The organism is Kitasatospora sp. NPDC001095 (assembly GCF_053598615.1).
This window is the reverse complement of record NZ_JBSFKQ010000062.1, coordinates 12,095-34,264: the sequence shown is the minus strand read 5'-3', so window position 1 is coordinate 34,264 and position 22,170 is coordinate 12,095. Positions and strand designations below refer to the sequence as shown.

General features: G+C 73.8%; 17 protein-coding genes. 12 read left to right on the top strand and 5 right to left on the bottom strand.

Translation table 11 applies throughout. The annotated features are described in order from the left end of the window. Position 1: 1 nt before the first annotated feature. On the top strand, positions 2–1,747 hold the full coding sequence (locus ACWDBB_RS32420; protein ID WP_449792981.1) for a glycoside hydrolase family 36 protein: 1,746 nt from the start codon (positions 2–4) through the stop codon (positions 1,745–1,747). Positions 1,748–1,845: 98 nt separating this feature from the next. Then, positions 1,846–2,943: a LacI family DNA-binding transcriptional regulator gene (locus tag ACWDBB_RS32415; RefSeq protein WP_449792980.1), complete on the top strand. Its 1,098-nt coding sequence runs from the start codon at positions 1,846–1,848 to the stop codon at positions 2,941–2,943. 124 nt (positions 2,944–3,067) lie between these two features. Here ACWDBB_RS32415 and ACWDBB_RS32410 read toward each other — a convergent pair whose 3' ends face one another. Then, on the bottom strand, positions 3,068–3,895 hold the full coding sequence (locus ACWDBB_RS32410; RefSeq protein WP_449792979.1) for a DeoR/GlpR family DNA-binding transcription regulator: 828 nt from the start codon (positions 3,893–3,895) through the stop codon (positions 3,068–3,070). Between the two features lie 151 nt (positions 3,896–4,046). Here ACWDBB_RS32410 and galT point away from each other — a divergent pair, with 151 nt between their 5' ends. Further along, entirely contained in the window at positions 4,047–5,159 is a 1,113-nt protein-coding gene (gene galT / locus ACWDBB_RS32405) for a galactose-1-phosphate uridylyltransferase (RefSeq protein ID WP_449792978.1), read from the top strand. After that, the gene (galK, locus tag ACWDBB_RS32400) at positions 5,156–6,283 is read left to right on the top strand and encodes a galactokinase (RefSeq protein WP_449792977.1); all 1,128 of its coding nucleotides are present in this window, start codon (positions 5,156–5,158) and stop codon (positions 6,281–6,283) included. Before galT ends, galK begins: the two co-directional genes overlap by 4 nt. 33 nt (positions 6,284–6,316) lie before the next feature. Here the strand turns inward: galK and ACWDBB_RS32395 are convergent, their stop codons facing one another. Next, positions 6,317–6,979 carry an NADPH-dependent F420 reductase gene (locus ACWDBB_RS32395; RefSeq protein WP_449792976.1) on the bottom strand — a complete coding sequence of 221 codons (663 nt, stop codon included), beginning with the start codon at positions 6,977–6,979 and terminating at the stop codon, positions 6,317–6,319. A gap of 155 nt (positions 6,980–7,134) precedes the next feature. Here ACWDBB_RS32395 and ACWDBB_RS32390 point away from each other — a divergent pair, with 155 nt between their 5' ends. Together ACWDBB_RS32390 and ACWDBB_RS32385 are read left to right on the top strand one after the other, a co-directional pair. Beyond that, on the top strand, positions 7,135–7,905 hold the full coding sequence (locus tag ACWDBB_RS32390) for an SDR family NAD(P)-dependent oxidoreductase (protein WP_449792975.1): 771 nt from the start codon (positions 7,135–7,137) through the stop codon (positions 7,903–7,905). Between the two features lie 74 nt (positions 7,906–7,979). Continuing rightward, positions 7,980–8,819 carry a helix-turn-helix domain-containing protein gene (locus ACWDBB_RS32385; protein ID WP_449792974.1) on the top strand — a complete coding sequence of 280 codons (840 nt, stop codon included), beginning with the start codon at positions 7,980–7,982 and terminating at the stop codon, positions 8,817–8,819. Here ACWDBB_RS32385 and ACWDBB_RS32380 read toward each other — a convergent pair. Continuing rightward, positions 8,747–10,864: a tetratricopeptide repeat protein gene (locus tag ACWDBB_RS32380; protein ID WP_449792973.1), complete on the bottom strand. Its 2,118-nt coding sequence runs from the start codon at positions 10,862–10,864 to the stop codon at positions 8,747–8,749. The genes ACWDBB_RS32385 and ACWDBB_RS32380 overlap by 73 nt on opposite strands. 84 nt (positions 10,865–10,948) lie before the next feature. Here ACWDBB_RS32380 and ACWDBB_RS32375 point away from each other — a divergent pair, with 84 nt between their 5' ends. Continuing rightward, positions 10,949–12,250, top strand: coding sequence for a cytochrome P450 (locus ACWDBB_RS32375; protein WP_449792972.1), 1,302 nt, complete (start codon positions 10,949–10,951; stop codon positions 12,248–12,250). Positions 12,251–12,259: 9 nt separating this feature from the next. Here the strand turns inward: ACWDBB_RS32375 and ACWDBB_RS32370 are convergent, their stop codons facing one another. Continuing rightward, on the bottom strand, positions 12,260–13,405 hold the full coding sequence (locus ACWDBB_RS32370; RefSeq protein ID WP_449792971.1) for a PP2C family protein-serine/threonine phosphatase: 1,146 nt from the start codon (positions 13,403–13,405) through the stop codon (positions 12,260–12,262). A 296-nt stretch (positions 13,406–13,701) separates the two neighbouring features. Between ACWDBB_RS32370 and ACWDBB_RS32365 the strand changes: the two genes are divergently transcribed. After that, positions 13,702–14,298, top strand: coding sequence for a hypothetical protein (locus ACWDBB_RS32365; protein WP_449792970.1), 597 nt, complete (start codon positions 13,702–13,704; stop codon positions 14,296–14,298). Positions 14,299–14,353: 55 nt separating this feature from the next. On the opposite strand, the gene ACWDBB_RS32360 is transcribed toward ACWDBB_RS32365, so the two are convergent. After that, positions 14,354–15,262: a cyclase family protein gene (locus ACWDBB_RS32360; RefSeq protein ID WP_449792969.1), complete on the bottom strand. Its 909-nt coding sequence runs from the start codon at positions 15,260–15,262 to the stop codon at positions 14,354–14,356. A 169-nt stretch (positions 15,263–15,431) separates the two neighbouring features. Between ACWDBB_RS32360 and ACWDBB_RS32355 the strand changes: the two genes are divergently transcribed. The 4 genes from ACWDBB_RS32355 to ACWDBB_RS32340 all read left to right on the top strand — a co-directional run bounded on the left by ACWDBB_RS32355 (position 15,432) and on the right by ACWDBB_RS32340 (position 22,169). Further along, complete coding sequence (locus ACWDBB_RS32355) at positions 15,432–18,320, top strand: SpoIIE family protein phosphatase (RefSeq protein WP_449792968.1); 2,889 nt, start codon at positions 15,432–15,434, stop codon at positions 18,318–18,320. An 80-nt stretch (positions 18,321–18,400) separates the two neighbouring features. Next, positions 18,401–19,963, top strand: a complete 1,563-nt coding sequence (locus tag ACWDBB_RS32350) for a sugar ABC transporter ATP-binding protein (RefSeq protein WP_449792967.1) — start codon at positions 18,401–18,403, stop codon at positions 19,961–19,963. Continuing rightward, positions 19,960–21,024, top strand: coding sequence for an ABC transporter permease (locus tag ACWDBB_RS32345; RefSeq protein ID WP_449792966.1), 1,065 nt, complete (start codon positions 19,960–19,962; stop codon positions 21,022–21,024). Before ACWDBB_RS32350 ends, ACWDBB_RS32345 begins: the two co-directional genes overlap by 4 nt. Further along, positions 21,021–22,169 carry a substrate-binding domain-containing protein gene (locus tag ACWDBB_RS32340; protein WP_449792965.1) on the top strand — a complete coding sequence of 383 codons (1,149 nt, stop codon included), beginning with the start codon at positions 21,021–21,023 and terminating at the stop codon, positions 22,167–22,169. Before ACWDBB_RS32345 ends, ACWDBB_RS32340 begins: the two co-directional genes overlap by 4 nt. The last annotated feature ends 1 nt before the right edge of the window (position 22,170 follow it).

The following is a 22,170-nucleotide window of genomic DNA, read 5'->3' as shown; positions in this document are numbered from 1 at the left end:
CATGACCGAGACGAACGACGCCGCGGCCGAGGTCTGGGAGCCGCACGCCCCCACCGCCGCCGGGACCCCGCGACCGCTGGACGCCGAAGGGCTGGACCTGCGGGTGAGCGGCACGGGCACGGTGCGCAGGATCGCCGACGGGGTGGTGGAGGTCAGCGCCGAGGGCAAGGGCGAGGTGCGGATCGAGTGGCGGGTGCCCTGCGTCGACGCCACCGCCCTCTGGACCCCCGAGCCGCGCGGCACCGGCTGGCTGCCCGCCGCCTGGAGCGCCCCGCGCCGCACCTCGCTGGCCAACGGCGCGCCGATCGCCGCGCTGGTCGGCACCGGGGACGTCGCCCTGTGCGCCTTCGCCGCCTGGCGCCCGGACGTGCTGGCCGGGGCCGGCGTGGTCGAGGAGACCGGGGAGTTCCGGTTCTGGGCCCAGGCCGCCGACCGGCTCACCGTCCGGATCGACACCTCGCGCCGCCACTTCGGCCGCGCCCTGGCCGACCTCGCCGCCTGGTGGGGCGAGGGCCGCACCGCCGACATCCCGGAGGCCGCCCGCCGCCCCGCGTACTCCACCTGGTACTCGATGCACCAGGACATCACGCCCGAGGGCGTCGAGACCCAGGCCGCGCTCGGCAAGGAGCTCGGCCTGGACGTGATCATCGTGGACGACGGCTGGATGACCGCCGACCGCACCCGCGGCTACGCCCACTGCGGCGACTGGGAGCCGGTCTCGCTGCCCGACACCGCCGACCACGTCCGGCGGGTGCACGACCTCGGCGTGCGCTACATGCTCTGGTACGCGCTGCCGTTCATCGGCAAGGACAGTGCCGCGTACCGGGAGATCGGCCACCTCGCGCTGGCCGACGTCGCCCACATGGGCGCGATCGTCGCCGACCCGCGCCACCCCGAGGTCCGGGCCTTCCTCACCGACCGGCTCGCCCGGGCCGTCGAGGAGTGGGGCATGGACGGCCTCAAGGTGGACTTCGTCGACTGGTTCGCCCGTGCGGCCGAGAGCGCCGACGCCCCGCCGGCCCGCCCCGGAGCGGACTGCGCGAGCGTCGAGGAGGGCGTGGAACGGCTGCTCGCCGCGATCCGCGGCCGGATCACCGCCGCGAACCCGGAGGCGATGGTCGAGCACCGCCAGCCGTACGTCAGCCCCGGCCTGTGGCCGTACGCCACCATGATCCGCGCCACCGACTGCCCGCTCAGCCCGCAGGAGAACCGGCAGCGGACCATCGACGTGCGGCTGGCCGCCGGGCCCGTCCCGGTCCACGCCGACATGCTGATGTGGCACTCCGGCGAGCCGGCCGAGCAGGTCGCCTGCCACCTGATCAACGTGCTGTTCTCGGTGCCGCAGGTCTCCGTGGACCTCGCCGCGCAGAGCGAGGGCCAGCGCGAGGCGATCGCCTTCTGGCTGGGCGTCTTCCGCGAGCACACCGCCACCCTCCAGCTCGGCGAACTGCTCCCGGCCCGCCCGGACCTCGGCTACCCGATGGTCACCGCGCGCGGCACCGACACCGTCGCCGTGGCCCGGTACGCCGCGCTGCCGGTGGACGCCTCCGGCGACGACTGGCGCACCCTGCTGGTGGCCAACGCCGACGCCGACCCGGACGTCCGGCTCACCGGCGGCCGCGGGCAGGTGGCGGTGACGGTGCGGGACGCGCAGGGGCGTATCGTCCGGCAGGGCGAGGTCGAGCTGGACCGGGCGGACACGATCCCCGTGCCGCGCGGCGGGCTGCTGACCCTGCGCCGGGCCTGACGCCGTGTCGGGCCCGCCTCCGCGCCGAGCCCGAGCCGTGGGGCTCGGGCGGGGCACCGGCGCCCGTCCCGAGTCCCCGACCACCCCTGGAGAACCGCATGCCCGACGGACCGCACCGGCAGCGCCGCGGCGCCACCACGATCGAGGAGGTGGCCCGGGCGGCCGGGGTCTCCCGGCAGACCGTCTCCAACACGCTCAACGCGCCGCACCGGGTCCGCCCGGAGACGCTGGAGCGGGTGAACACGGCGATCCGCGAACTCGGCTACCAGCCCGACCAGTCGGCGCGCTCGCTGCGCAGCGGCGCCCGGCGCACCATCGGCTACCTCGCCCCGGTGGACGACCCGCTCGACCCCAACCCGCTGATGGCCGGCTTCCTGGAGGCCCTGGTCGACGCGGCAGGGGCGGCCGGGCAGCGGGTGCTGCTGTTCCGCCCCGGGCAGGGCACGGCCGACCCGGTGGCCGCGATCGACGAACTGGTCGCGGCCCGCCAGGTGGACGGGCTGGTGCTGGCCGACGTGCTGCGCGAGGACGTCCGGATCGCCCATGTGGCCCGGCTCGGCGTCCCGTTCGTCAGCTTCGGACGGACCGGGCCCGCGCAGCCGCAGTGCTGGGTGGACATCGACAACGAGGCGGCGATGGCCGACGTGGTGCGGCACCTCGCGGCGCTCGGCCACCGCCGGATCGGCTACCTCGGGGCCGCCGAGGAACTGCCCTGGATGGCGGCGCGGCGGGCCGGCTTCCTGGCCGAGGCGCACCGGCTGGGCCTGTCCGCGGTGGCGACGGGTGCCGCCGAGGCGGGTGTCTCGGGGACGGCCGCGGGCTCGGCGGTGGCCTCCGTACGGGCGCTGCTGCGCGGGCCCGACCGGCCCACCGCCTTCGCGGCCGGCGACGACCTGCTGGCGCTGGACGTCTACGAGGCCGTCCGGGCGGAGGGGTTGGTGGTCGGGCCCGGCGGGGTGGCGGTCACCGGCTTCCACGACACGCCGCTCTGCCGGCACCTCCACCCGGCGCTGACCTCGGTCCGGCTGCCGCTGCGGGCGATCGCCACCGCGATGGTCGGCAGGCTGCTGGACCGGGTGCGCGGGGAGGCGGCGCCGGCCGAGGGGCTGGAGCTGCCCACCGAGCTGGTGGTGCGGGGGAGTTCGGGCCGGTCCGGCGGGGCGGAACCGTCCGGCTGGTCGGGCTGGTTCGGTTAGCGGTCCGGTTCGGTTGGCCGGTCGGGTCCGGTTGGCCGGTCCAAGTCCGGTCCGGTCGGGTCCGGTTGGCCGGTCCAGTCCGGTCCGGTCCGGTGCGGTCCGGTTGGGTCCGGTGCGGTTTCGGTCAGCTGGGCCGGTCCGTGCGCTCGGCCGTCGCCGCCACGATCAGCTCGCCGACCAGTCCGGCGGCGGCCGCCCGCTGCTCGGCGGGCAGGGCGTCGTCGGTGACCAGGACGTCCAGCTGGTCCAGGTCGGCGAAGGAGGCCAGGCCGACCGCGTTCCACTTGGTGTGGTCGGCCACCGCGACCACCCGGCGGGCCGAGCGCAGGAAGGTGCGGTTGGTCTCCGCCTCGGCCAGGTTCGGGGTGGTCAGTCCGGCCTCGGGCGAGAGGCCGTGGCAGCCCAGGATCAGCAGGTTGACGTGCAGGGAGCGGATCGCCTGGTCGGCCACCGGCCCGACCAGGGCGTCCGAGGGGGTCCGCACCCCGCCGGTGCGGATCACCGTGGCGGTGGCCGGGGTCCCGTCCTCGGCGGGCTGCTCCAGCAGCTCGGCGATCCGCAGCGAGTTGGTCACCACGGTGAGGCCCTCGACGGCGCGCAGGTGCCGGGCGACCGCGAAGGTGGTCGTCCCGCCGGTCAGCCCGACCGCCGAAGCCGGGGGGACCAGCGCGGCTGCGGCCCGGGCGATCGCGTCCTTGGCGGGCAGCTCCCAGTGCGCCTTGGCCTCGAACCCGGGTTCGCCCGTGGCCGGCGCCTCGACCCGGACGGCGCCGCCGTGCACCTTGTGCACCAGGCCGCGGCGGGCCAGCGCGTCCAGGTCGCGGCGCACGGTCATGTCGGAGACCCCGAGGTCGCGGACCAGTTCGGTGACCCGGACCCCGCCGCGCGCGCGGATTTGCTCCAGGATCAGCACGCGGCGCTGTCCGGCGAGCGGTTGGGCGCTGTCAGCCATCGGGGCCTCCTTCGTCCACTGCCGATGAGTGGTACTGGTGGATAATGTTTGAGATTGTAACTTTCTGTTGATTCTCTATCGATCCCAGGGATCCTCATCGATCCCGGTCGATCCCACGATTCCAATGGCTTCACTCGGAGGAAGAAGGGCCATGCCCGGGACGTCCTTGACCCAGCCCACCACCGTCAGGACCGTGACCACCCTCGCGGACGGTCGGCAGCTGATCTACTACGACAGCGGCGCCGCCGACCCCCGGGGCGCGGTGGACGAACGGCCGCTCGACCCGCAGGTCCCCGGCTCCGAGGTCCGGCTTGACCCGGCCACCGGCGACTGGGTCACCATCGCGGCCCACCGCCAGGCGCGCACCTACCAGCCGCCGGCCGAGGAGTGCCCGCTCTGCCCGTCCCGGGACGGGCGGCTCAGCGAGATCCCGGCCGGGGACTACCAGGTGGCCGTCTTCGAGAACCGCTTCCCCTCGCTGGCCGGCGAGCCCGCGGAGCCCGTCCGGGCGGCCGAGGGCCTGTGGACCAGCGGTCCGGGCACCGGACGCTGCGAGGTTGTCTGCTTCACCGCCGACCACGACGCCTCCTTCGCCGACCTCACCCCCGAACGCGCCCGGTTGGTCCTGGACGCCTGGACCGACCGCACCGCCGAACTCTCCGCCCTGCCCGGCGTGCGGCAGGTCTACTGCTTCGAGAACCGGGGCGCCGAGATCGGCGTCACCCTCGCCCATCCGCACGGCCAGATCTACGCCCTGCCCTTCACCACCCCGCGCACCGCCCGGATGGCCGCCCGCGCCGCCGAACACCGCGCCGGAACCGGCCGCAACCTCTTCGAGGACCTGCTCGCCGCCGAACGCTCCCACGGCGAGCGCGTCGTGCTCGCCGGAGCGCACTGGACGGCCTTCGTCCCCTTCGCCGCCCGCTGGCCGTACGAGGTCCACCTGTACCCACATCGCAGGGTGCCCGACCTGACCGCCCTGGACGCCGACCAGCGGGACGAATTCCCCTCCCTCTACCTGGAGTTGCTGCGCCGCTTCGACCGGCTCTTCGGTGCCGGCCGCACCCCGTACATCTCCGCCTGGCACCAGGCCCCCGCCGGGCGGCGGGACGAACTCGCCCTGCACCTGGAGCTGTTCACCATCCGCCGCACCGCCGACAAGCTCAAGTACCTGGCCGGGGTGGAATCCGGCATGGACGCCTTCGTCAACGACGTCACCCCCGAGGACGCGGCCCGCCGACTGCGGGAGGTCGCTGGAGCATGAGCACCTTCACGGAGCTGTACGGCCGACCCGCCGAGGGGGAGTGGGCCGCCCCCGGCCGGGTCAACCTGATCGGCGAACACACCGACTACAACCTGGGGTTCGTCCTCCCGATCGCCCTGCCGCAGACCGTCCGCGCCCAGGCCGCCCGCCGGGAGGACGGGCTGCTGCGGCTCTGGTCCGCCCAGGGCGGTGAACTCGTCACGCTCCCGGTCGACGACCTCGCCCCCGGCTCGGTGCCCGGCTGGGCAGGCTACCCGGCCGGGGTGGTGTGGGCGCTGCGCGAGGCCGGGCACCCGGTCGGCGGGGCGGACCTCCGGCTGGACAGCGACGTGCCCAGCGGCGCCGGGCTCTCCTCCTCGGCCGCCCTGGAGTGCGTCGTCGCCGCCGCCTGCAACGACCTGTACGGGCTGGGGATCCCGGCCACGGAGCTGGCGGTGCTGGCCCAGCGCGCCGAGAACGCCTTCGTCGGCGTGCCCTGCGGGATCATGGACCAGATGGCCTCGCTGTGCTGCCGCCCCGGAGCCGCACTGTTCCTGGACAGCCGAGACCTGACGATGCATCATGTCCCGGTCGACCTCGCGGGCGCCGGCCTCGCCCTGCTGGTCCTGGACACCCGGGTGAAGCACGACCTCGGCGACGGCGCCTACGCCGCGCTGCGGGCCGGCTGCGAACGGGCGGCCGCCCTGCTCGGGCTGCCCGCGCTGCGCTCGCTCCAGCCGTCCGCACTGGCCGACGCGCTCACCCGACTGCCCTCGGAACTGGTTCCGCTGGTACGGCACGTGGTCACCGAGAACGCCCGGGTGGAGGCCGCCGTCGCCCGCCTGGACGCCGGCGACCTCGCCGCGCTCGGCCCGATCCTCACCGCCGGGCACGCCTCGCTGCGTGACGACTACCGGGTCTCCTGCCCGGAGACCGACCTCGCCGTCGAGGCCGCCCTGGCCGCCGGCGCCCACGGCGCGAGGATGACCGGCGGCGGCTTCGGCGGCTCGGTCATCGCCCTGGTGGACGCGGCCGCGGCGGAGCGCGTCGCCGCAGAGGTCACCGCGGCGTTCCGCGACGCCGGGTACGCCGAGCCACGCACCCTCACGGCCGTCCCGGCGGAGGGGGCGCGCCGGGTCGGCTGAGCCACGCCCGGTGGGCGGGCCGGTTCGGCGGAGTCAGGCCCGGTGGGCGGCCGGGCGCTCCGGGGAGGCCTCCGCGAGCGCCCGGGTGACGGCGTCGACGCCCGCGCGCAGCCCGTACACCGGGGTGGCCGGCTGCTGCCGCCAGGACTCGTCGATCCCGCCCGCGTCCACGGTGTCGAAGCCCAACTCGTCGACCAGCGCCCGGACCACCCGCTTGGCCGCCTCGTCGTCCGAGGCGACCGGCACGGCGAGCCGCTCGGGATCGCCCGCCGGGCGCGCGCGCTCCAGCAGGTCCTGGGCGTAGGTGCCGTTGAACACCTTCACCACCCGGTGCCCGAGGTGCTGCTCCGTCCAGCGGCTCTCGGTCAGCCCGCCGTCCTCGATCGCGTCGATCCGGCCGTCGCGCTCCTTCGGGTAGTAGTTGCCGGTGTCGATCACCGCGACGCCCTCGGCCGCGCCGTCCAGCAGCCCGGCGGGCAGGTCCGGCACGTTCTTCAGCGGCACCGTCACCACCACGACCTGGGCGCCCCGCGCGGCCTCGGAGACCGTCACCGCCTTCGCCCCGGTCTCCTCGACCAGCGCCTTGAGCGTCTCCGGGCCACGCGAGTTGGCCACCGAGACCTCGTGCCCCAGCGCCGTCAGCCGCCGCGTCAGGTTGCCGCCGATGTTGCCCGCGCCGATAATGCCGATCTTCATGGGAAGTCCTTCTCCGCGAGTGCTGTTTGGGACGTTCGCCTTGGCCCAACCACCCGGAGAGCGCCCCGGATTCCCGATCGGCAGGGTGGTTTTCCTGGACCCACGGTCGAGGCGGGCCTGGTGCCACCCCGGGGCCCGTCGCGAGGGTGGACGCCATGAACAGCACTCCGTCCCACTCCACCGTCCTCGTCACCGGCGGCACCAGCGGCATGGGCTTCGCCGCCGCCCGCCGCCTCCTCGCCGCCGGCGCCAGGGTCGTCATCACCGGCCGTGACGACACCCGGCTCGCCCGCGCCGCGGCGCGGCTCGACGCCGGCGACCGCCTGCTCACCGTCCGCGCCGACGCCTCCGTCCCCGCGGACCTCGCCCGGCTGGCCGACACCGTGCGGGAGCGCTACGGCCGGCTCGACGGCGTGTTCGCCAATGCGGGCGTGGCCGGCTTCCAGCCGGTCGACGAGGTGACGGAGGCCGAGTTCGACCGGATGGTCGCCACCAACCTCAAGGGCGTCTTCTTCACCGTCCAGCACGCCCTGCCGCTGCTGGACGCCGCCGGCGGCGGATCCGTCGTCCTGAACGCCTCCTGGACCCCGCACCGCGGCCTGCCCGGCGCCGCCGTCTACGCCGCCACCAAGGCCGCCGTGCACAGCCTCGCCCGCACGCTCGGCAGCGAACTCGCCGGGCGCGGCATCCGGGTCAACTCGGTCAGCCCCGGCTACATCGTCACCGAGATGTTCCACGCCGCCGTCCCGGACCCGGCCGACCACGAGCCGATCCGCGGCCAGGTCCCGCTCGGGCGGCTGGGCACCGCCGACGACATCACCGAGACGGTCGCCTTCCTGCTCTCCGACCGCTCCTCGTACATCACCGGGCAGGACATCGTGATCGACGGCGGCCTCGTCCCGGCCTTCCCATCGCTGACCGGCTGACCGCCCCGGTGCCGTCGTGCCTGGTCCTGACAGGGCCAGGCACGACGGCACCCGTCCGGGTGAGAATCCATGACGTGAACCCGAGCAGCGCCCTGAGCGAATTCCTCCGCACCCGTCGCGCCGGCCTGCGGCCCGAGGACGTGGACCTCCCCGACTACGGCGGCCGCCGCCGCGTCGCCGGACTGCGCCGCGAGGAACTCGCCCACCTCGCCGGGGTCAGCGTCGACTACTACACCCGCCTCGAACAGGGCCGCGTCGGCAACCCGTCCGACGCCGTCCTCGACGCCGTCGCCCGCGCCCTGCGTCTGGCCCCCGACGAGTCCGGCCACCTCCACCGCCTCGCCCGTCCCACGGCCCGGCCCCGCCGCCGCCCCGCCGTCCGCCAGCAGCCGCGCCCCTCGTTGCTGCACCTGCTGCGGCAGCTCCACGACACCCCGGCCGTGGTGATGGGTCACCGGATGGACGTCCTGGCCTGGAACCCCGCCGCCGTCGCCCTGTTCGGCGACTACGGCGCCCTGCCCGTCGAGGACCGCAACATCGCCCGCATCACCTTCCTCGACCCGGCCTCCCGCGAGCTCTACGCCGACTGGGCCGCCTGCGCCCGGGAGAACGTCGCCTTCCTCCACCTGGAGGCCGGCCGCCGCCCCCACGACCCGCTGCTCGCCGAACTGATCGGCCGACTCTGCCTGGGCAGCGAGGAGTTCCAGCGGATGTGGGCCGAACACCCGGTCGCCGACAAGACCTCGGGCCGCAAGTCCTTCCGCCACCCGTTCGCGGGGACCATGGACCTCGCCTACGACACCCTCCGGCCGGCCGACGACCCGGGCCAGGCGCTCGTCACCTACACGGCGGACCCGGGCTCGGCCTCGGACGACGGGCTGCGGCTGCTGCTGTCCTGGGCGGCGTCGGGCTGAGGTTCCGGGGTCAGATCACGCAGGTTGCCCATGGCCAGTACGGTGTCCGGATGGTCCGGTCCGAGGACCCGGTCCAGATCCGCCACGGCCTGGCGGAGCAGCTCCACTGCCTGGTCCCGGAGTCCGACCTCCCAGTACATGACGGCGAGGTTGTTGCGGGTCATGAGGACGGCGGGGTGGTCGTCGCCGAGGACGCGCCGGCGGTCCGCGAGGACCTGTTCCATGAGGTCGACGGCCTCGTTGACGCGTCCGGTCTCCGACCTGGTGACGGCGAGGTTGTGGCGGGCCATGAGGGTGTCGGGGTGGTCGTCGCCGAGGACGCGCCGGCGGTCCGCGAGGACCTGTTCCATGAGGTCGACGGCGTCGTCGATGCGTCCGGCGGTCCGGTAGGTGACGGCGAGGTTGTTGCGGGTCATGAGGACGGCGGGGTGGTCGTCGCCGAGGACACGTCGGCGGTCCGCGAGGACCTCCTCCTGGACCCGCAGGGCGTCGTCGGTGTACCCGGCGTCCGCGTAGCCGCTGGCGAGGTTGTTGCGGGAGGTGAGGGTGTCCGGGTGGTCGGTGCCGAGGACCCGCTCACTCACGGCGGCAAGGACGCTCCAGTACTCAACGCTACTGGTGTACAGGCCTGCCTCGATGAGGCTGATTCCGAAGCTGAACAGCAGCTGGTGAATTCCCGTCAACGGCTGAACCAGGTCGGCGCCACTGTGCCCGGCGAGGACGTCGGTGTTGGCCCGGAGCGTCGCGGCCAAGTCCGGCGCAGTGTAATCCGCACTCGGCCACAGTTCGACGAGGGCATCGGCAGCCGCGAGGCCGGCTTCCGGCGTATCAGGACTGATGTCCAGAGCGGCACGCGCCGTGAGCGCGTGCAGCGTCACCTCCCGGTCGGCGGTCTCGGTGAGCGTGATGAGGCTGTAGTTGTGCAGCAAGGCGAGCGCGTCCAGCGCGTCGTCGGCCGTGACCGGCCCGCCGCGAACCCTGCCGAGGTGCTCCAGCACCGCCTCCGTGCCCCACAGCTCCTGCGGATGCCCGGCCGGGTCGAGCAGCGCCGCCAACCCGAGGACCGGCCCCGCGAGCCCGACCGGCTCCTCCTGCTGCGCCTCGTCGAGGGCCAGCAGGAGCGCCGCCGTCACCGGGCCCCGGTAGCCGTCCGCGCCGGAGCGGGCGGGCAGGACGGCGTCCAGGCTGCGGGTGCGGTCGCGGAACAGCTCCAGGTAACGGCCGCAGCCGCGCCGGGTGTTGACCATGTAGGCGGCCGCGTGGGCCAACGCCAGCGGTAGGTGCCCCAGCTCCTCGGCGAGCTCGCCCGCGTGCTCGTCCAGGAACCGGGCGCACTTCGCCCGCTCCAGTCGCTCGCTCAGATAGGCAAGGGACTCGGCTTCGGAGTACGTGCTGACGTCGACGAGCCGACGGTCGCCACCGGTACTGGCGGCGCCCCGGTGCCGGGTGGTCGCGATGACCCGGCCTCGCCCGCCCCGGCTGGTGACCGGCCACAGCTCCTCGGGGGTGTGCTCGGTGGTGTTGTCGAGGACGACCAGCCAGCTGCGGTCGGTGGTGGCCAGCCAGGACAGGAAGCGCTCCGCGTCCTGCTCCGCCGCCTCCCCACTCGCCCCGGGAGCCTGAACCGCCACGGCGGCCCGCGCGTACAGGTCGGTCACGGCGGACGGCTCCGCGGCGTCGGCCCACAGCACCAGATCGGTGCCCGCCTCGACGGCCTCCCGCGCGTAGTGCGCCGCGAGCTGCGACTTCCCGACACCGCCACCGCCCGCCAGCACCTGGCTGAGCACGACCGTCCCGAACTCCCCGCGCGCCTCGTCGATCGCCTGCCGCAGCTCCGCCCGCGGCTGGAAGGCGGTCGCCTTCGGCGGGATCCGCCCGACCACCACCGGCCACCGCACCTCGGCACCCGCCGGCACCGCGTACTGGTGGACGGTCATCTCCCCGGCCTGGAAGGCACTGCCATGCACGGTGGCACTGCCGTCGATCCCGTTCCTGACCTGCCGGCCCTGCACCTGCTCGCCCCCACCAACGACCCGCGTGTTCAACGGACACCATTATGGAAGGCGAAGCCCTGCCGGATCTTCCGCCGTCCATGACATCGCGGCAGACCTGCCGTACCGTCCCTCCACGTGACCCTCGACCAGGCGTACGTGAACCAGCTCTTCCTCCCGGAGACCTACGCCCACGGCGTTCCGTACGGGCTCCTGCGGGAGCTCCGCGAGTCCGCGCCGGTGTGGTGGGTCGAGGAGCCCCCGGTCGGCGGGTGGACCGGTGGGCCGGGGTACTGGGCGGTGCTGCGGCACGCGGACGTGAAGCACGTGCTGCGCAGTCCCGGGCTGTTCTCCTCGCACCTGGGCGCCACCCAGATCCGCGACCCCGACTCGCCGGCGGATCTGGAGTTCGCCCGGGCGATGTTGCTCAACCAGGATCCTCCGGTCCACGCCCGGCTGCGTCGGATCGTCGCCGCGGCGTTCACCCCGCGTGCGCTGGCGGAGTTGGCGGAAGCGGTCGACGGCCGGGTGCGGGAGCTGGTGGAGGAGGTGCGGCCGGATGGTCGGGCGGACTTCGTCCGGCTCGCCGCGGACCTGCCGGTGTGGACGCTGGCCCGGGTGATGGGCGTGCCGGAGCAGGACCGGGGGCTGCTGCTGGACTGGGCGAACCGGGTGATCGGCTACCAGGACCCCGACTACGCCCACTCCAGCACCGTCGAGCCGGCCGCGCTCACCGACCTCGGCCGGGCCGCCCTGGCCCACCGCCCCACCACCTGGACCACGCCGGACGGCCGCCCGGTCAACCCCCGGTCCCGCGCCGCGCTGGCGGACATGTTCGCGTACGCCCACGGCCTGGCCCGGCGGCCCGACCCGGGCGGACTGCTCTCCCGGACGCTCGACGCGGGCCTGACGGCCGAGGAGTTCGAGACGATGTTCTTCCTCTTCGCGGTCGCCGGTAACGAGACCCTGCGCAACGGCCTGCCCGGCGGGCTGTACTCCCTGCTGTCCCACGCCGAGCAGTACCGCCTGCTGTGTCGACGGCCGGACCTGATCGCTCCGGCAGTGGATGAGCTGCTTCGGTTCTGGCCGCCGGTTGTCGAATTCCGACGTACCGCAACCAGGGACGTGGTGCTGGCCGGGAAGGAGATTCGCGGTGGCGACAAGGTGGTTGTGTATCACGCCTCCGCCAACCGGGATGAATCGGTCTTCCCCGACCCGGACCGCCTGGACATCACCCGCACGCCGAACGACCATGTCAGCTTCGGGTTCGGAGCACACTTCTGCGTGGGAGCACGGCTCGCCAGGATCCAGATGTCGGCCCTGATCGGCCGGGTCGTCGCCGAGCTGCCCGGTCTGGAGCTTGCCTCGGACGCGCCGCCGAAACGGCTGGTCTCCAACTTCCAGAACGGCTTGAAGGAGCTGCGCATCCGCTGGAGGTAGGCAGGCGCCTCACGGGTTCCGGCCGGACTCGGCGAGGCGGGCGGCGGCGGGTTCGGCGCGCCGGATGGCGATGGCGGCGGCGTCGTCGTCGAGGCGGTGGCCGACGTGAGCGAGGAGGTCGCGGCGGATGTGGTTGACGAGTGCCTCGGGGGAGCATCTGGTCCAGTGGGCGGCGCGATCGGCGAGCGGGTAGAACTCGCCGGTGTCGTCGCGTGCCTCGGTGACCCCGTCGGTGTACAGCAGCAGGGTGTCGCCTCTTTCGAACGGGAAGGTGTCGTTCGGGTAGCTCCCGTCGCCGAGGTCGTTCACGCCGAGGGGTGGAGCGGCCGGCACGGAGTCGACGGGCAGTGCGCGGCCGTCGCGCAGCAGGAGGGGCGGCGGGTGTCCGCAGTTGGTCATGTGGGCGACGGGCTCGTCGTCGGGCAGGTCGAGGAGAATCGCGGTGATGAAGTGCTCGACGATGTCGCCGCCCTCCTGGGCGAAGTCGGTGAGGTAGCGCCCCACGTTGTGGTCGAGCGTGGACGCCAGGTCCGCCAGGGTGTCGTGCTGCGCGGCGATGAGGCGGAAGGCGCTGACCAGCAGGGCCGACTCGCCGACGGCGGCCAGGCCCTTGCCCCGGACGTCTCCGATGATCATGCGGGTTCTGCCCGCAGTGCGGGTGGCGGTGTAGAGGTCGCCGCCGATCTGTGCCTCCTTCTCGGCGGCGAGGTACATCGTGGCGATCTGAAGCGGCCCGATCTGTTCGGGCAGCGGGCGCAGCAGGGCGCGCTGGGCGGCCTCGGCGACCGACTGGGCGCGGGCGAGCTGTCCGGCCCGGTGTTCGCGGATGGCGGTGAACATGACGATCAGGACGCACAGGACGGTCAGCGCGACGATCTGCGCGATGTGGTTGCTGGTGGTGAAGCCGCCGTGGAGGAAGGCGATGAGGACCTGAGCGGCGATGGCCAGGGCTGAGACGAGGGCGGTCGCGCGGGAGCCGGCGAACGAGGGGGTGAGGGCAGGGGCGATCACCAGGAGCGGGCCGAGGTGGATGGTGGTGGGGGAGTGGAGATCGACCACGGTGATCACCGAGATGAGGGCGAGCGGGATCAGCAGCAGCGCCCAGCTCTGGTGCCAGCGCTGCTGGAGGCGGGCCGCGCGTGCTCGGACTTCCATGTCCCCACTGTGCTCCTGGGCGTCGGCGAGCGCAGCGTGTCGCACCATGCGGGGTGACCGACGTGCTGGCGGTAGCCGCTCCGGTGCAGTCCCGGGTCGCTCCGCTGCACCGGACTTCGGCGGCGTGGAGTGGTGAACCCGATGTCACCGGTATGCGAGACGTGCCGCATGTTCACCTGGCTGGGCTCACGGTGTCACACCTCGGACATGTCCGAAATGACGGTCACCAACGCTGTCGTTACGTTCATCGCGGGTCGGTCACCCGGCCGACGTCCGTGAGGCAGAGAGACAGTGACATGCGCACGCGCACATTGGCCGTGGCCGCCGCCGGAGTAGGCGCGGCAGCCCTGGCAACCACCGGCATCACCTACGCCCTGACCACCGGATCCACCCCGGCGTCCCCGTCTGTCCGGCAGGTGGCTCAGCCTGCCCAACCAGCCGCCCCGGCGCCCCCGGCCGTCCAGCCGGCGGCCGAGCCCGACAAGCAGGCCGCCCCGGCCGCGGCCGCCTCGGGCGGCGACAGCGAAAGCGGGGAGCGGCACGAGGGCGAGGGCGGCGACCGCCATGACGGCGGACGCGGCCACGGCCATGAGGAAGCGGGAAGGATCTACTTCAACGAACGCACGTACTCCGCCGACGCGGAGGGATGCATCACCGCCGCCAGCGGACTGGGCTCCAGTAGCTTCAGCATTTTCAACGACAGTCGGAAGGTCGTCGAGGTCTACCGCGGCTTCTCCTGTGACAACGGCGGTCCGGTCGCCACCGTGGGCCCCTACGGCGCCACCAATGGCGTCGTGACCCGTACCGACCACGGGGGCGTGTACGGGGGCCTGCTCGGTGGCGGCGGCGCGGTGGGCAGCTTCCGGGTGATCGGCGACCGCGACGAGTGGTGACGACGCCGCCCGGAGCGCGGCCGGCTCCCGGCCCCGCCGGGAAGACCGCGAGTGCTCAGAGGACCGCGAGCGGATTGACCGGGGAGCCGGTGCCGCGGGGGATGTTCAGGGGCGCGGCGACGAAGAGGAACTCCCATCGTGAGGTGCGCGCGCACGCCTCGGCCAGTGGTTCCAGGTCCAGGTTGTCGATCAGCGGCAGGCCCAGGGCGGTGATGGCCAGCACGTGGACCGGCGAGTGGACGCCGGCGACGGGGCTGGGGCGTACGTCGCTGTCGCCGTCGCTGCCCAGTGCCGAGGCCTGTGACTCGCTCGGCACGCGCATCGCGCCGGGATGCAGGCCCGCGCTGAGGTCGTCAGGGTCCCACGCGCCCAGCCGCCGCCGTCGGGCGAGGTGGCCCGTGCGGACCAGGAGGATGTCCTGGGGGCGGAGCGGGCTGCCCTGATCCTCGGCGCAGGCCAACAGCTCCGGGCCGCCGATCGGCTCTCCCGGCTCCAGCCAGGCACGGCCACGCAGGCGCGGCACGTCCAGCAGGACTCCTCGTCCCACCAGTCCGGGCAGCAGGTCGGTCACCGCGCCGTAGGCCGCACCTTGCGAGGAGAACACCTCCCGCGCCCGCACTCCCGCGAAGAGCAGTCCGCCGTACGCGATGTGGCAGAGCGCGTCCAGGTGCGTCTGCGCCTTGCCGTGGTAGTCGGAGGCGATGAAGTCCCGGTGGACGGTCGGCTCGGGGGCCGTGACGTCCGCCAGTTCGGTCATCTGGTGCAGTGCCGGCCTGCGGTTGTCGGGCCCCGGCACGCTGTCCCACGGCCGCCCCATGGCGACGACCTCACCCGTGCGCACGAGTCCGGCGGCCGCCACCCGCCGCCGCCCTTCGACCGGCCCGGGGAGACGGTCGCGGCGCAGCTGCCGGAACAGCGCGTCGAACTCGTCGCGGGTCATCGCCGACCCGTCGGCACTGGTCATGGCGCTCCTCAACCCGTCCCCCGCTCTGCCGATGATGCGGCGACGGCCGCGATACCGCCACCGTGCTCGGGGAGCGTGGGCGGCCGGGGAAAAACACCGCGTAACGGGCAAAGTCCTAATATTGCAGTGAAGGGTGCAGGTCCGTGGGAATGCGAGCGCTGTGGCGGTCATGACGGCTTCGGACGAGGCGGGGATCGGCCCCGTGCGGGCCCGTGAGCGGTTCATGCTCGGTGAACCGGTCGAGGGTGGCGTGCGGAACCTGATCCTGAGCTCCTGGCAACGCTGCCAGTCGATGGCGATCTCCCCGGACGGGTGCGAGCTCCCGTACCGGCCGGACATCGACCTGGACGGCCGGCTGGTCCACGCGGCCAGGCCCGTGCTGGACCGGCTGGCATCCAGGTTCGCCGGCAGCCGGGTGAACGTGGCCCTGACCGACGGGGACGGGGCGGTGCTGCAGCGCCGTTTCGGCGAAGCGTCCATGAGCAGGCAGTTGCCCGCTATCCAGAGCGTCCCGGGTTTCGTGTTCGCCGAGCGGTACGGCGGGACCAACGGCATCGGGCTGGCGCTCACGGAACGACGGCTCATTCACATCTCCGGCGCCGAGCACTTCGCCGAGCGCGGCCAGTCGAACGCCTGTACGGCGATTCCCGTCCGTGACCCCCTCAGCGGACGGATCGAGGGTGTCCTCTGCTTCGCCTATCCGCCCGCCTACGCGGACCCGCAGATGGGGGACCTGATCCGCAGGGCCGCCATCGCCATCGAGCGGCGCCTGCTGGCGCAGACCTCGGCGCGAGAGCGTGCCCTGCTGCGCGCGTACCTCGACTCCAGGCGCCGCGCCCAGGCCGACCAGGCGGCCGGGGACGGGCGCGTGGTCGGGATGGGCGAGCTGCCCCGGAGCGGGCTGGACCGGCACGACCGGATGCTGCTCGAACAGATGGCCACCGAGCTGATCTCCGCGGCCCGCCGCACCGCGGTCGAGGTGATCCTCTCCCAGGGCCGGCGGGCCACCCTGCTGAGCCGTCCGGTGACCAGCCCGTCCGGGGTGGAGGGCTTCGTCATCGAGGCGATCCTGTACGGCGACTCGCAGCCCCGGCTCGTCGCCCTCGACCAGACCGCCCAGACCGCCCAGGCCGCCCAGGCCGCCCAGGTCGGTCGGCCGGTCGGCCTCCCGGCGCCCGCGACGACCACCGCCGTCCCACCGCTCCGGACCTCCACGGGGGCGGCGGACCTCGGGGCCGAGACGCCGTCCGCCCCCGCACGCGACGCAGCCACCGGCCTGCTGCTGCTGGGTGAGCCGGGCGTGGGACAGTACGCCGTCGCGGCCCGCCGCCGCCTGGAGCTGCTGTCCGAGGCCAGCGCCCGCATCGGCACCACCCTGAACGTGACCCGCACCGCCTGGGAACTCGCCGAGATGGCCGTCCCGCGACTGGCCGACTACGTCACCATCGACCTGCCGGAGACCGTCCTGCGCGGCGAGGAGCCCACCGACGCCGCCAACGAGCTGCACCGCACGGTGGTCCACGGCATCCGCACCGACTGTCCCTTCCGCCCGGTCGGCGAACGGATCGACCTCAGCCCCACCACGCCCCACCGCCGCTGCCTGGCCGACGGGCAGGCGGTGCTGGAACCCGATCTGCGCACGGCCGCCGGCTGGGCCTCGCAGGACCCCGAGCGGGCCGACCGCCTCCTCGCGCACGACGTCCACTCCCTCATCGCCGTCCCGCTGCTGGCCCGCGGCGTCCTGCTGGGCATCGCCGGCTTCTACCGCGCCCGGAACCCCGCCCCCTACGGGGACGACGACCGTTCGCTGGCCCAGGAGCTGGCCAGCCGCGCCGCCATCTGCATCGACAACGCCCGCCGCTACACCCGCGAACACGCCATGGTCCTGGCCCTGCAGCACAGCCTGCTCCCGCGCGGCCTGCCCGAGCAGAGCGCCATCGAGGTCGCCCACCGCTATCTGCCCGCCGAGTCCGGGGTGCGCGGGGACTGGTTCGACGTCATCCCCCTCTCCGGTGCCCGGGTCGCCCTGGTCGTCGGCGATGTCGTCGGCCACGGGTTGCACGCCGCCGCCACCATGGGCCGCCTGCGCACCGCCGTGCACAACTTCGCCGAACTGGACCTCCCGCCCGACGAGCTCCTCACCCACCTGGACAACCTCGTGGGGCGCCTGGACCGGGACGAGGACGGCGTGGAGCCCGCCGCCGGCCACGACGGCATCGTCGGCGCGTCCTGCGTGTACGCCGTCTACGACCCGACCTCGCAGCGCTGCACGCTGGCCCGCGCCGGTCACCCGCCACCCGCGGTGGTCCACCCGGACGGCACGGTCACCCTCCCCGACCTCCCCGCCGGGCCCCCGCTGGGCCTGGGCGGACTGCCGTTCGAAACCGCCGAGCTGCACCTGCCCGAAGGCAGCCGGCTGGTCCTCTACTCCGACGGACTCCTCGAAGACCACCGCCGCGACCCCGACGCGGCCCTCGACCGCCTGCGCACCGCCCTGGCCCACCCGAACCGCTCGCCCGAGGACACCTGTCGCACCGTCATGGAGGCCGTGGTACCCGAGCACCCGGCCGACGACGTCACGCTGCTCGTCGCCCGCACCCACGCCCTCGACCCCGGCCGGATCGCCACCTGGGACCTGCCCGCGGACCCGTCCCGCGTCGCCGACGTCCGCGCCGCCGCCGCCCGCCGCCTGGACGACTGGGGGCTGGACGAGGTCGCCTTCGTCACCGAACTGCTGCTCAGCGAGCTGGTCACCAACGCCATCCGGTACGGCACCGAGCCCATCCAGGTCCGTCTGATCCACGACCGCGCCCTGATCTGCGAGGTCTCCGACGGCAGCAGCACCGCCCCCCACCTGCGCCACGCGGCGACCACCGACGAGGGCGGCCGCGGCCTGTTCCTCGTCGCCCAGCTCGCCCAGGCCTGGGGCACCCGCTACACGGCCAGGGGCAAGGTCATCTGGGCCGAATGCGGCCTGGAGGCGTCCGACGGCGGCCCCGACCTCTTCGAGAGCCACATCTTCGAGAACCACTTCGCCGACATTCCCGAAATCGAATGACCCACCCCTGCGGACACCAACGGCCACCGTGGCGTGTCAACCCCTCGGCGGCCGGGCCGAGCTGGTAGGAACGGTGGTCCATGCACGACACCCCCGACCCCCTGGCGGGCCCACCCGCGGGCCGCGACCCACTCGTCCGCATCCGCGGTCTCGGCAAGCGGTTCGGCGGGACTTCCGCGCTGGCCGGGATCGACCTCGACATCCATCGCGGCAGCGTCCTGGCCCTGCTCGGTCCGAACGGCGCCGGCAAGTCCACCCTCATCAAGACGCTCGCCGGGATCCACCACGCGGACCAGGGCGAGGTGACGGTGGCCGGGCACCCGCTCGGCACCGAGGCCGCTGCTCGCAGCATGGCCTTCATCCACCAGGATCTCGGTCTCGTCGAGTGGATGACGGTCGCCGAGAACATCGCCTTGGTCGCCGGCTACCCGCGCCGTCACGGGCTGGTCTCCTGGCGGCGGACCCGGGAGCGCTGCGCCGACGCCCTCGCCCTGATCGCCGGGCACCTCGACGCCGACGCGCGAATCGCCGACCTCGCCCCCGCCGAGCGCTCGCTGGTCGCGATCGCCCGCGCGCTGGCGACGCGGGCGGAGCTCATCGTCCTGGACGAGCCGACCGCCAGCCTCCCCGCCGCGGACTGCACCCGGCTCTTCGCCGTCCTGCGCACCCTGCGCGACCGGGGGCACGGCATCGTTCACGTCACCCACCGGCTCGACGAGGTCTACCAGGTCGCCGACACCTTCGCCGTCCTGCGCGACGGCCGTCTGATCAGCTCCGGCCCGCTCGCCGGCCACAGCCGCCGGCGCCTGGTCCACGACATCGTGGGCCGCGAACCGGTCAGCCACCGGGCCGCCCCGGTCGCCCCCGCCGAGGGCCCGGTGGTGCTGAGCCTCGACGCGGTGCGGACCCCGAACGCCGGGCCGGTCAGCCTCAGGCTGCGCGCCGGCGAAATCCTCGGCATGGTGGGCCTCACCGGCGCCGGCCACTTCGACCTGGGCCGCGCCCTCGCCGGAGCCCGTCGGATCGTCAGTGGGCGGGCCCTGCTCGACGGCCGACCGTACACCCCGCACACGGTGGCCGATGCCGTCGACTCCGGCGTCGGCCTGGTCGGCGGAAACCGTCAGGAGGAGGGCTGCGCCGCCGAACTGACGGTCCGCGAGAACTTCCTGGCGAACCCCCGGGCGGGCGGCCGGTCGGCGCTGCACTGGATCGGTCCCCGGCGCGAGCGGGCCCAGGCCGCCGCCCTGATCGAGCGGTTCTCGGTGCACCCCCGCGACAGCGAGGCGCCGATCGCCACGTTGTCCGGCGGGAACCAGCAGAAGGTCATGGTCGGCCGGTGGCTCCGGGTCCACCGGCGGCTGTTGATCCTCGAAGAACCGACCGCAAGCGTCGACGTCGGCGCCAAGGCCGAGCTCTACCGCCTGCTCGACCAGGCGCGGGCCGACGGCCTCGCGGTCCTGCTCATCTCCACCGACTTCGAGGAGGTCGCCACCGTGTGCCACCGGGCCCTGGTCTTCGTCCGCGGGACCGTGACCGCCGAGCTGACCGGTGCGGGCCTCACCGTCACCGAACTCACCTCCGCGGCCTCGGCCATGCCTCCCGTCACCGGCGGTGACGGCGAGGGTCATGCGACAGGCCGATGAACGCGCCCCCCTTCCGGCGGTTCCCGCCGGGCCGCCGGCGCGGGCACCTGATCGGCGGCTACGGCCTGCCGACCCTCGCCGCCCTGCTGTTCCTGGTCTTCTCCGTCGCGCTGCCGAACACCTTCCCCACCCTCGACAACGTCTCCTCGATCCTGTCCAACCAGTCGGTCCCCGCCATCCTCGCGCTCGGTGCGACGATCCCCATCGCCACCGGCAGATTCGACCTGTCCATCGGCTACGGCCTCGGCCTCGCGCACGTCGCGGTGCTGTGGCTCATCGTCGACGGCGACTGGCCCTGGCCGCTCGCCTGCCTGGCCGTGATCCTGGGCGGAGCGGCCTTCGGGGCCCTCAACGGTGTCATCGTCGAGTTCGGGCGGATCGACTCCTTCATCGCCACGCTCGGCACCGGCAGCATCCTGTACGCCTTCACCGGCTGGATCACCGGTGGCGCCCGGGTCCTCCCCGGCGCGGGCGGCCTGCCGGTCGCCTTCACCGACCTCTACGACTCCACGTTCCTCGGACTGCCGGTGTCCGCCTCCTACGTGCTCGCGCTCGCGGCCGTCCTGTGGACGGTGCAGGAGCGGCTGCCGCTGGGCCGGTACCTGTACGTCATCGGCTCCAACCCGCGCGCCGCCGAACTCGTCGGAATCCCCGTCCGCCGCTACAGCGTCCATGCCTTCGCCGGATCGGGCCTGGTCGTCGGCTTCGCGGGGGTCCTGCTCGCCGCGCAGCAGCAGATCGGCAACCCGAGCGTCGGCCTGGAGTACCTGTTGCCCGCGTTCGTCGGCGCGCTGCTCGGCTCCACCGCGATCAAACCCGGACGCGCCAACAGCCTGGGCACCGCCGTCGCCGTCGCCGTCCTCGCCATCGGACTGGCCGGAATCGGGCAGCTCGGCGCCGACTTCTGGGCCGTGCCGCTGTTCAACGGCGCGACGCTGCTCCTCGCCGTCGGCCTGGCCGGCTACTCCGCACGCCGCCGGCTGCGCGCCGGTGGCGCCGGGCCCCACGATCCGCTCACGCCGCCGTCGACGGACGTGGCATCCTCCCGGGAGACACCATGAAGCGCGGTGCCGCGACTGTGCTGGCAGCAGTCGTGCTGGCAGCGGCCGGCGCCGCCCTGGCCGGCTGCCAGCGCGGCCTGTCGACCGGGGCCGGGGGCCCCGTCGCAGGGCCGTCGGGGGTCGGCTGCCCGGCCACCCTGGCCCGGGCGAAGGCGGACGTCCAGCAGGCCGAGCAGGCCACCACCGCCTGGAACGGCCCCACCAGCGGCCCCGGGGCCGTCCCCGGCAAGTCCATCGTCTACGTCGCCCAGACCATGACCAACCCCGGCGTGGCGGGCGTCGCCAGGGGTGTCACGGAGGCCGCGACGGTCATGGGCTGGAGCGTGCGGGTGATCGACGGGCAGGGCACGCCCGCCGGAATCCAGGCGGCGCTCGGCCAGGCGGTGAACCTCGGGCCCTCGGGCATCGTCATCGGGGGTTTCGACCCGGGCCTGACCTCGCGACAGGTCGCGCAGGCCGGAACGGCACACATCCCGCTCATCGGCTGGCACGCGGTCGCGGCTCCCGGGCCGAGCACGAACCCGCCGCTCTTCAGCAACATCACCACCAACGTCGGGGATGTCGCACGGCTCAGCGCGGACTGGGTCATCGCGGAGTCCAACGGCGACGCCGGAGCCGTCGTCTTCACCGACGACTCCGTTCCGTTCGCCAGGACCAAGTCCCAACTGATCAAGGACGAACTCGCCACCTGCCCCGGCGTGAGACTGCTGGCCTCCGAGAACATCCCCATCCCGGACGCGACCAGCCGCACTCCCCAGGAGGTCTCCGCCCTCCTCGCCCGTTTCCAGGGCCAGTGGACGCACTCCGTCGCCATCAACGACCTGTACTTCGCCGACGCCGCGCCCGCCCTGCGCGCGGCCGGCAGACCGGGCGACGCGGCCCCGTACAACATCGGCGCGGGCGACGGCGACCCCTCGGCCTTCCAGCGCATCGACAGCAGACAGTTCCAGGCCGCCACCGTCCCCGAACCCCTCGCCGCACAGGGCTGGCAGATCGTCGACGAGTTCAACCGCGCCTTCTCCGACCAGCCCGCCAGCGGCTACGTCGCCCCGGTCCACATCGCCACGGCCGCCAACAGCGGCGGAGCAACCTCCTGGGACCCGTCGGGCTACCGTGAGGCGTACCGGACGATCTGGGGCAGGTAGC

Coding starts and splice junctions, on each gene's coding strand:
- ACWDBB_RS32420 (WP_449792981.1), top strand. CDS start 2: ATGACCGAGACGAACGACGCCGCGGCCGAGGTCTGGGAGCCGCACGCC.
- ACWDBB_RS32415 (WP_449792980.1), top strand. CDS start 1,846: ATGCCCGACGGACCGCACCGGCAGCGCCGCGGCGCCACCACGATCGAG.
- ACWDBB_RS32410 (WP_449792979.1), bottom strand. CDS start 3,895: ATGGCTGACAGCGCCCAACCGCTCGCCGGACAGCGCCGCGTGCTGATC.
- galT (WP_449792978.1), top strand. CDS start 4,047: ATGCCCGGGACGTCCTTGACCCAGCCCACCACCGTCAGGACCGTGACC.
- galK (WP_449792977.1), top strand. CDS start 5,156: ATGAGCACCTTCACGGAGCTGTACGGCCGACCCGCCGAGGGGGAGTGG.
- ACWDBB_RS32395 (WP_449792976.1), bottom strand. CDS start 6,979: ATGAAGATCGGCATTATCGGCGCGGGCAACATCGGCGGCAACCTGACG.
- ACWDBB_RS32390 (WP_449792975.1), top strand. CDS start 7,135: ATGAACAGCACTCCGTCCCACTCCACCGTCCTCGTCACCGGCGGCACC.
- ACWDBB_RS32370 (WP_449792971.1), bottom strand. CDS start 13,405: ATGGAAGTCCGAGCACGCGCGGCCCGCCTCCAGCAGCGCTGGCACCAG.
- ACWDBB_RS32365 (WP_449792970.1), top strand. CDS start 13,702: ATGCGCACGCGCACATTGGCCGTGGCCGCCGCCGGAGTAGGCGCGGCA.
- ACWDBB_RS32360 (WP_449792969.1), bottom strand. CDS start 15,262: ATGACCAGTGCCGACGGGTCGGCGATGACCCGCGACGAGTTCGACGCG.
- ACWDBB_RS32355 (WP_449792968.1), top strand. CDS start 15,432: ATGACGGCTTCGGACGAGGCGGGGATCGGCCCCGTGCGGGCCCGTGAG.
- ACWDBB_RS32350 (WP_449792967.1), top strand. CDS start 18,401: ATGCACGACACCCCCGACCCCCTGGCGGGCCCACCCGCGGGCCGCGAC.
- ACWDBB_RS32345 (WP_449792966.1), top strand. CDS start 19,960: ATGAACGCGCCCCCCTTCCGGCGGTTCCCGCCGGGCCGCCGGCGCGGG.
- ACWDBB_RS32340 (WP_449792965.1), top strand. CDS start 21,021: ATGAAGCGCGGTGCCGCGACTGTGCTGGCAGCAGTCGTGCTGGCAGCG.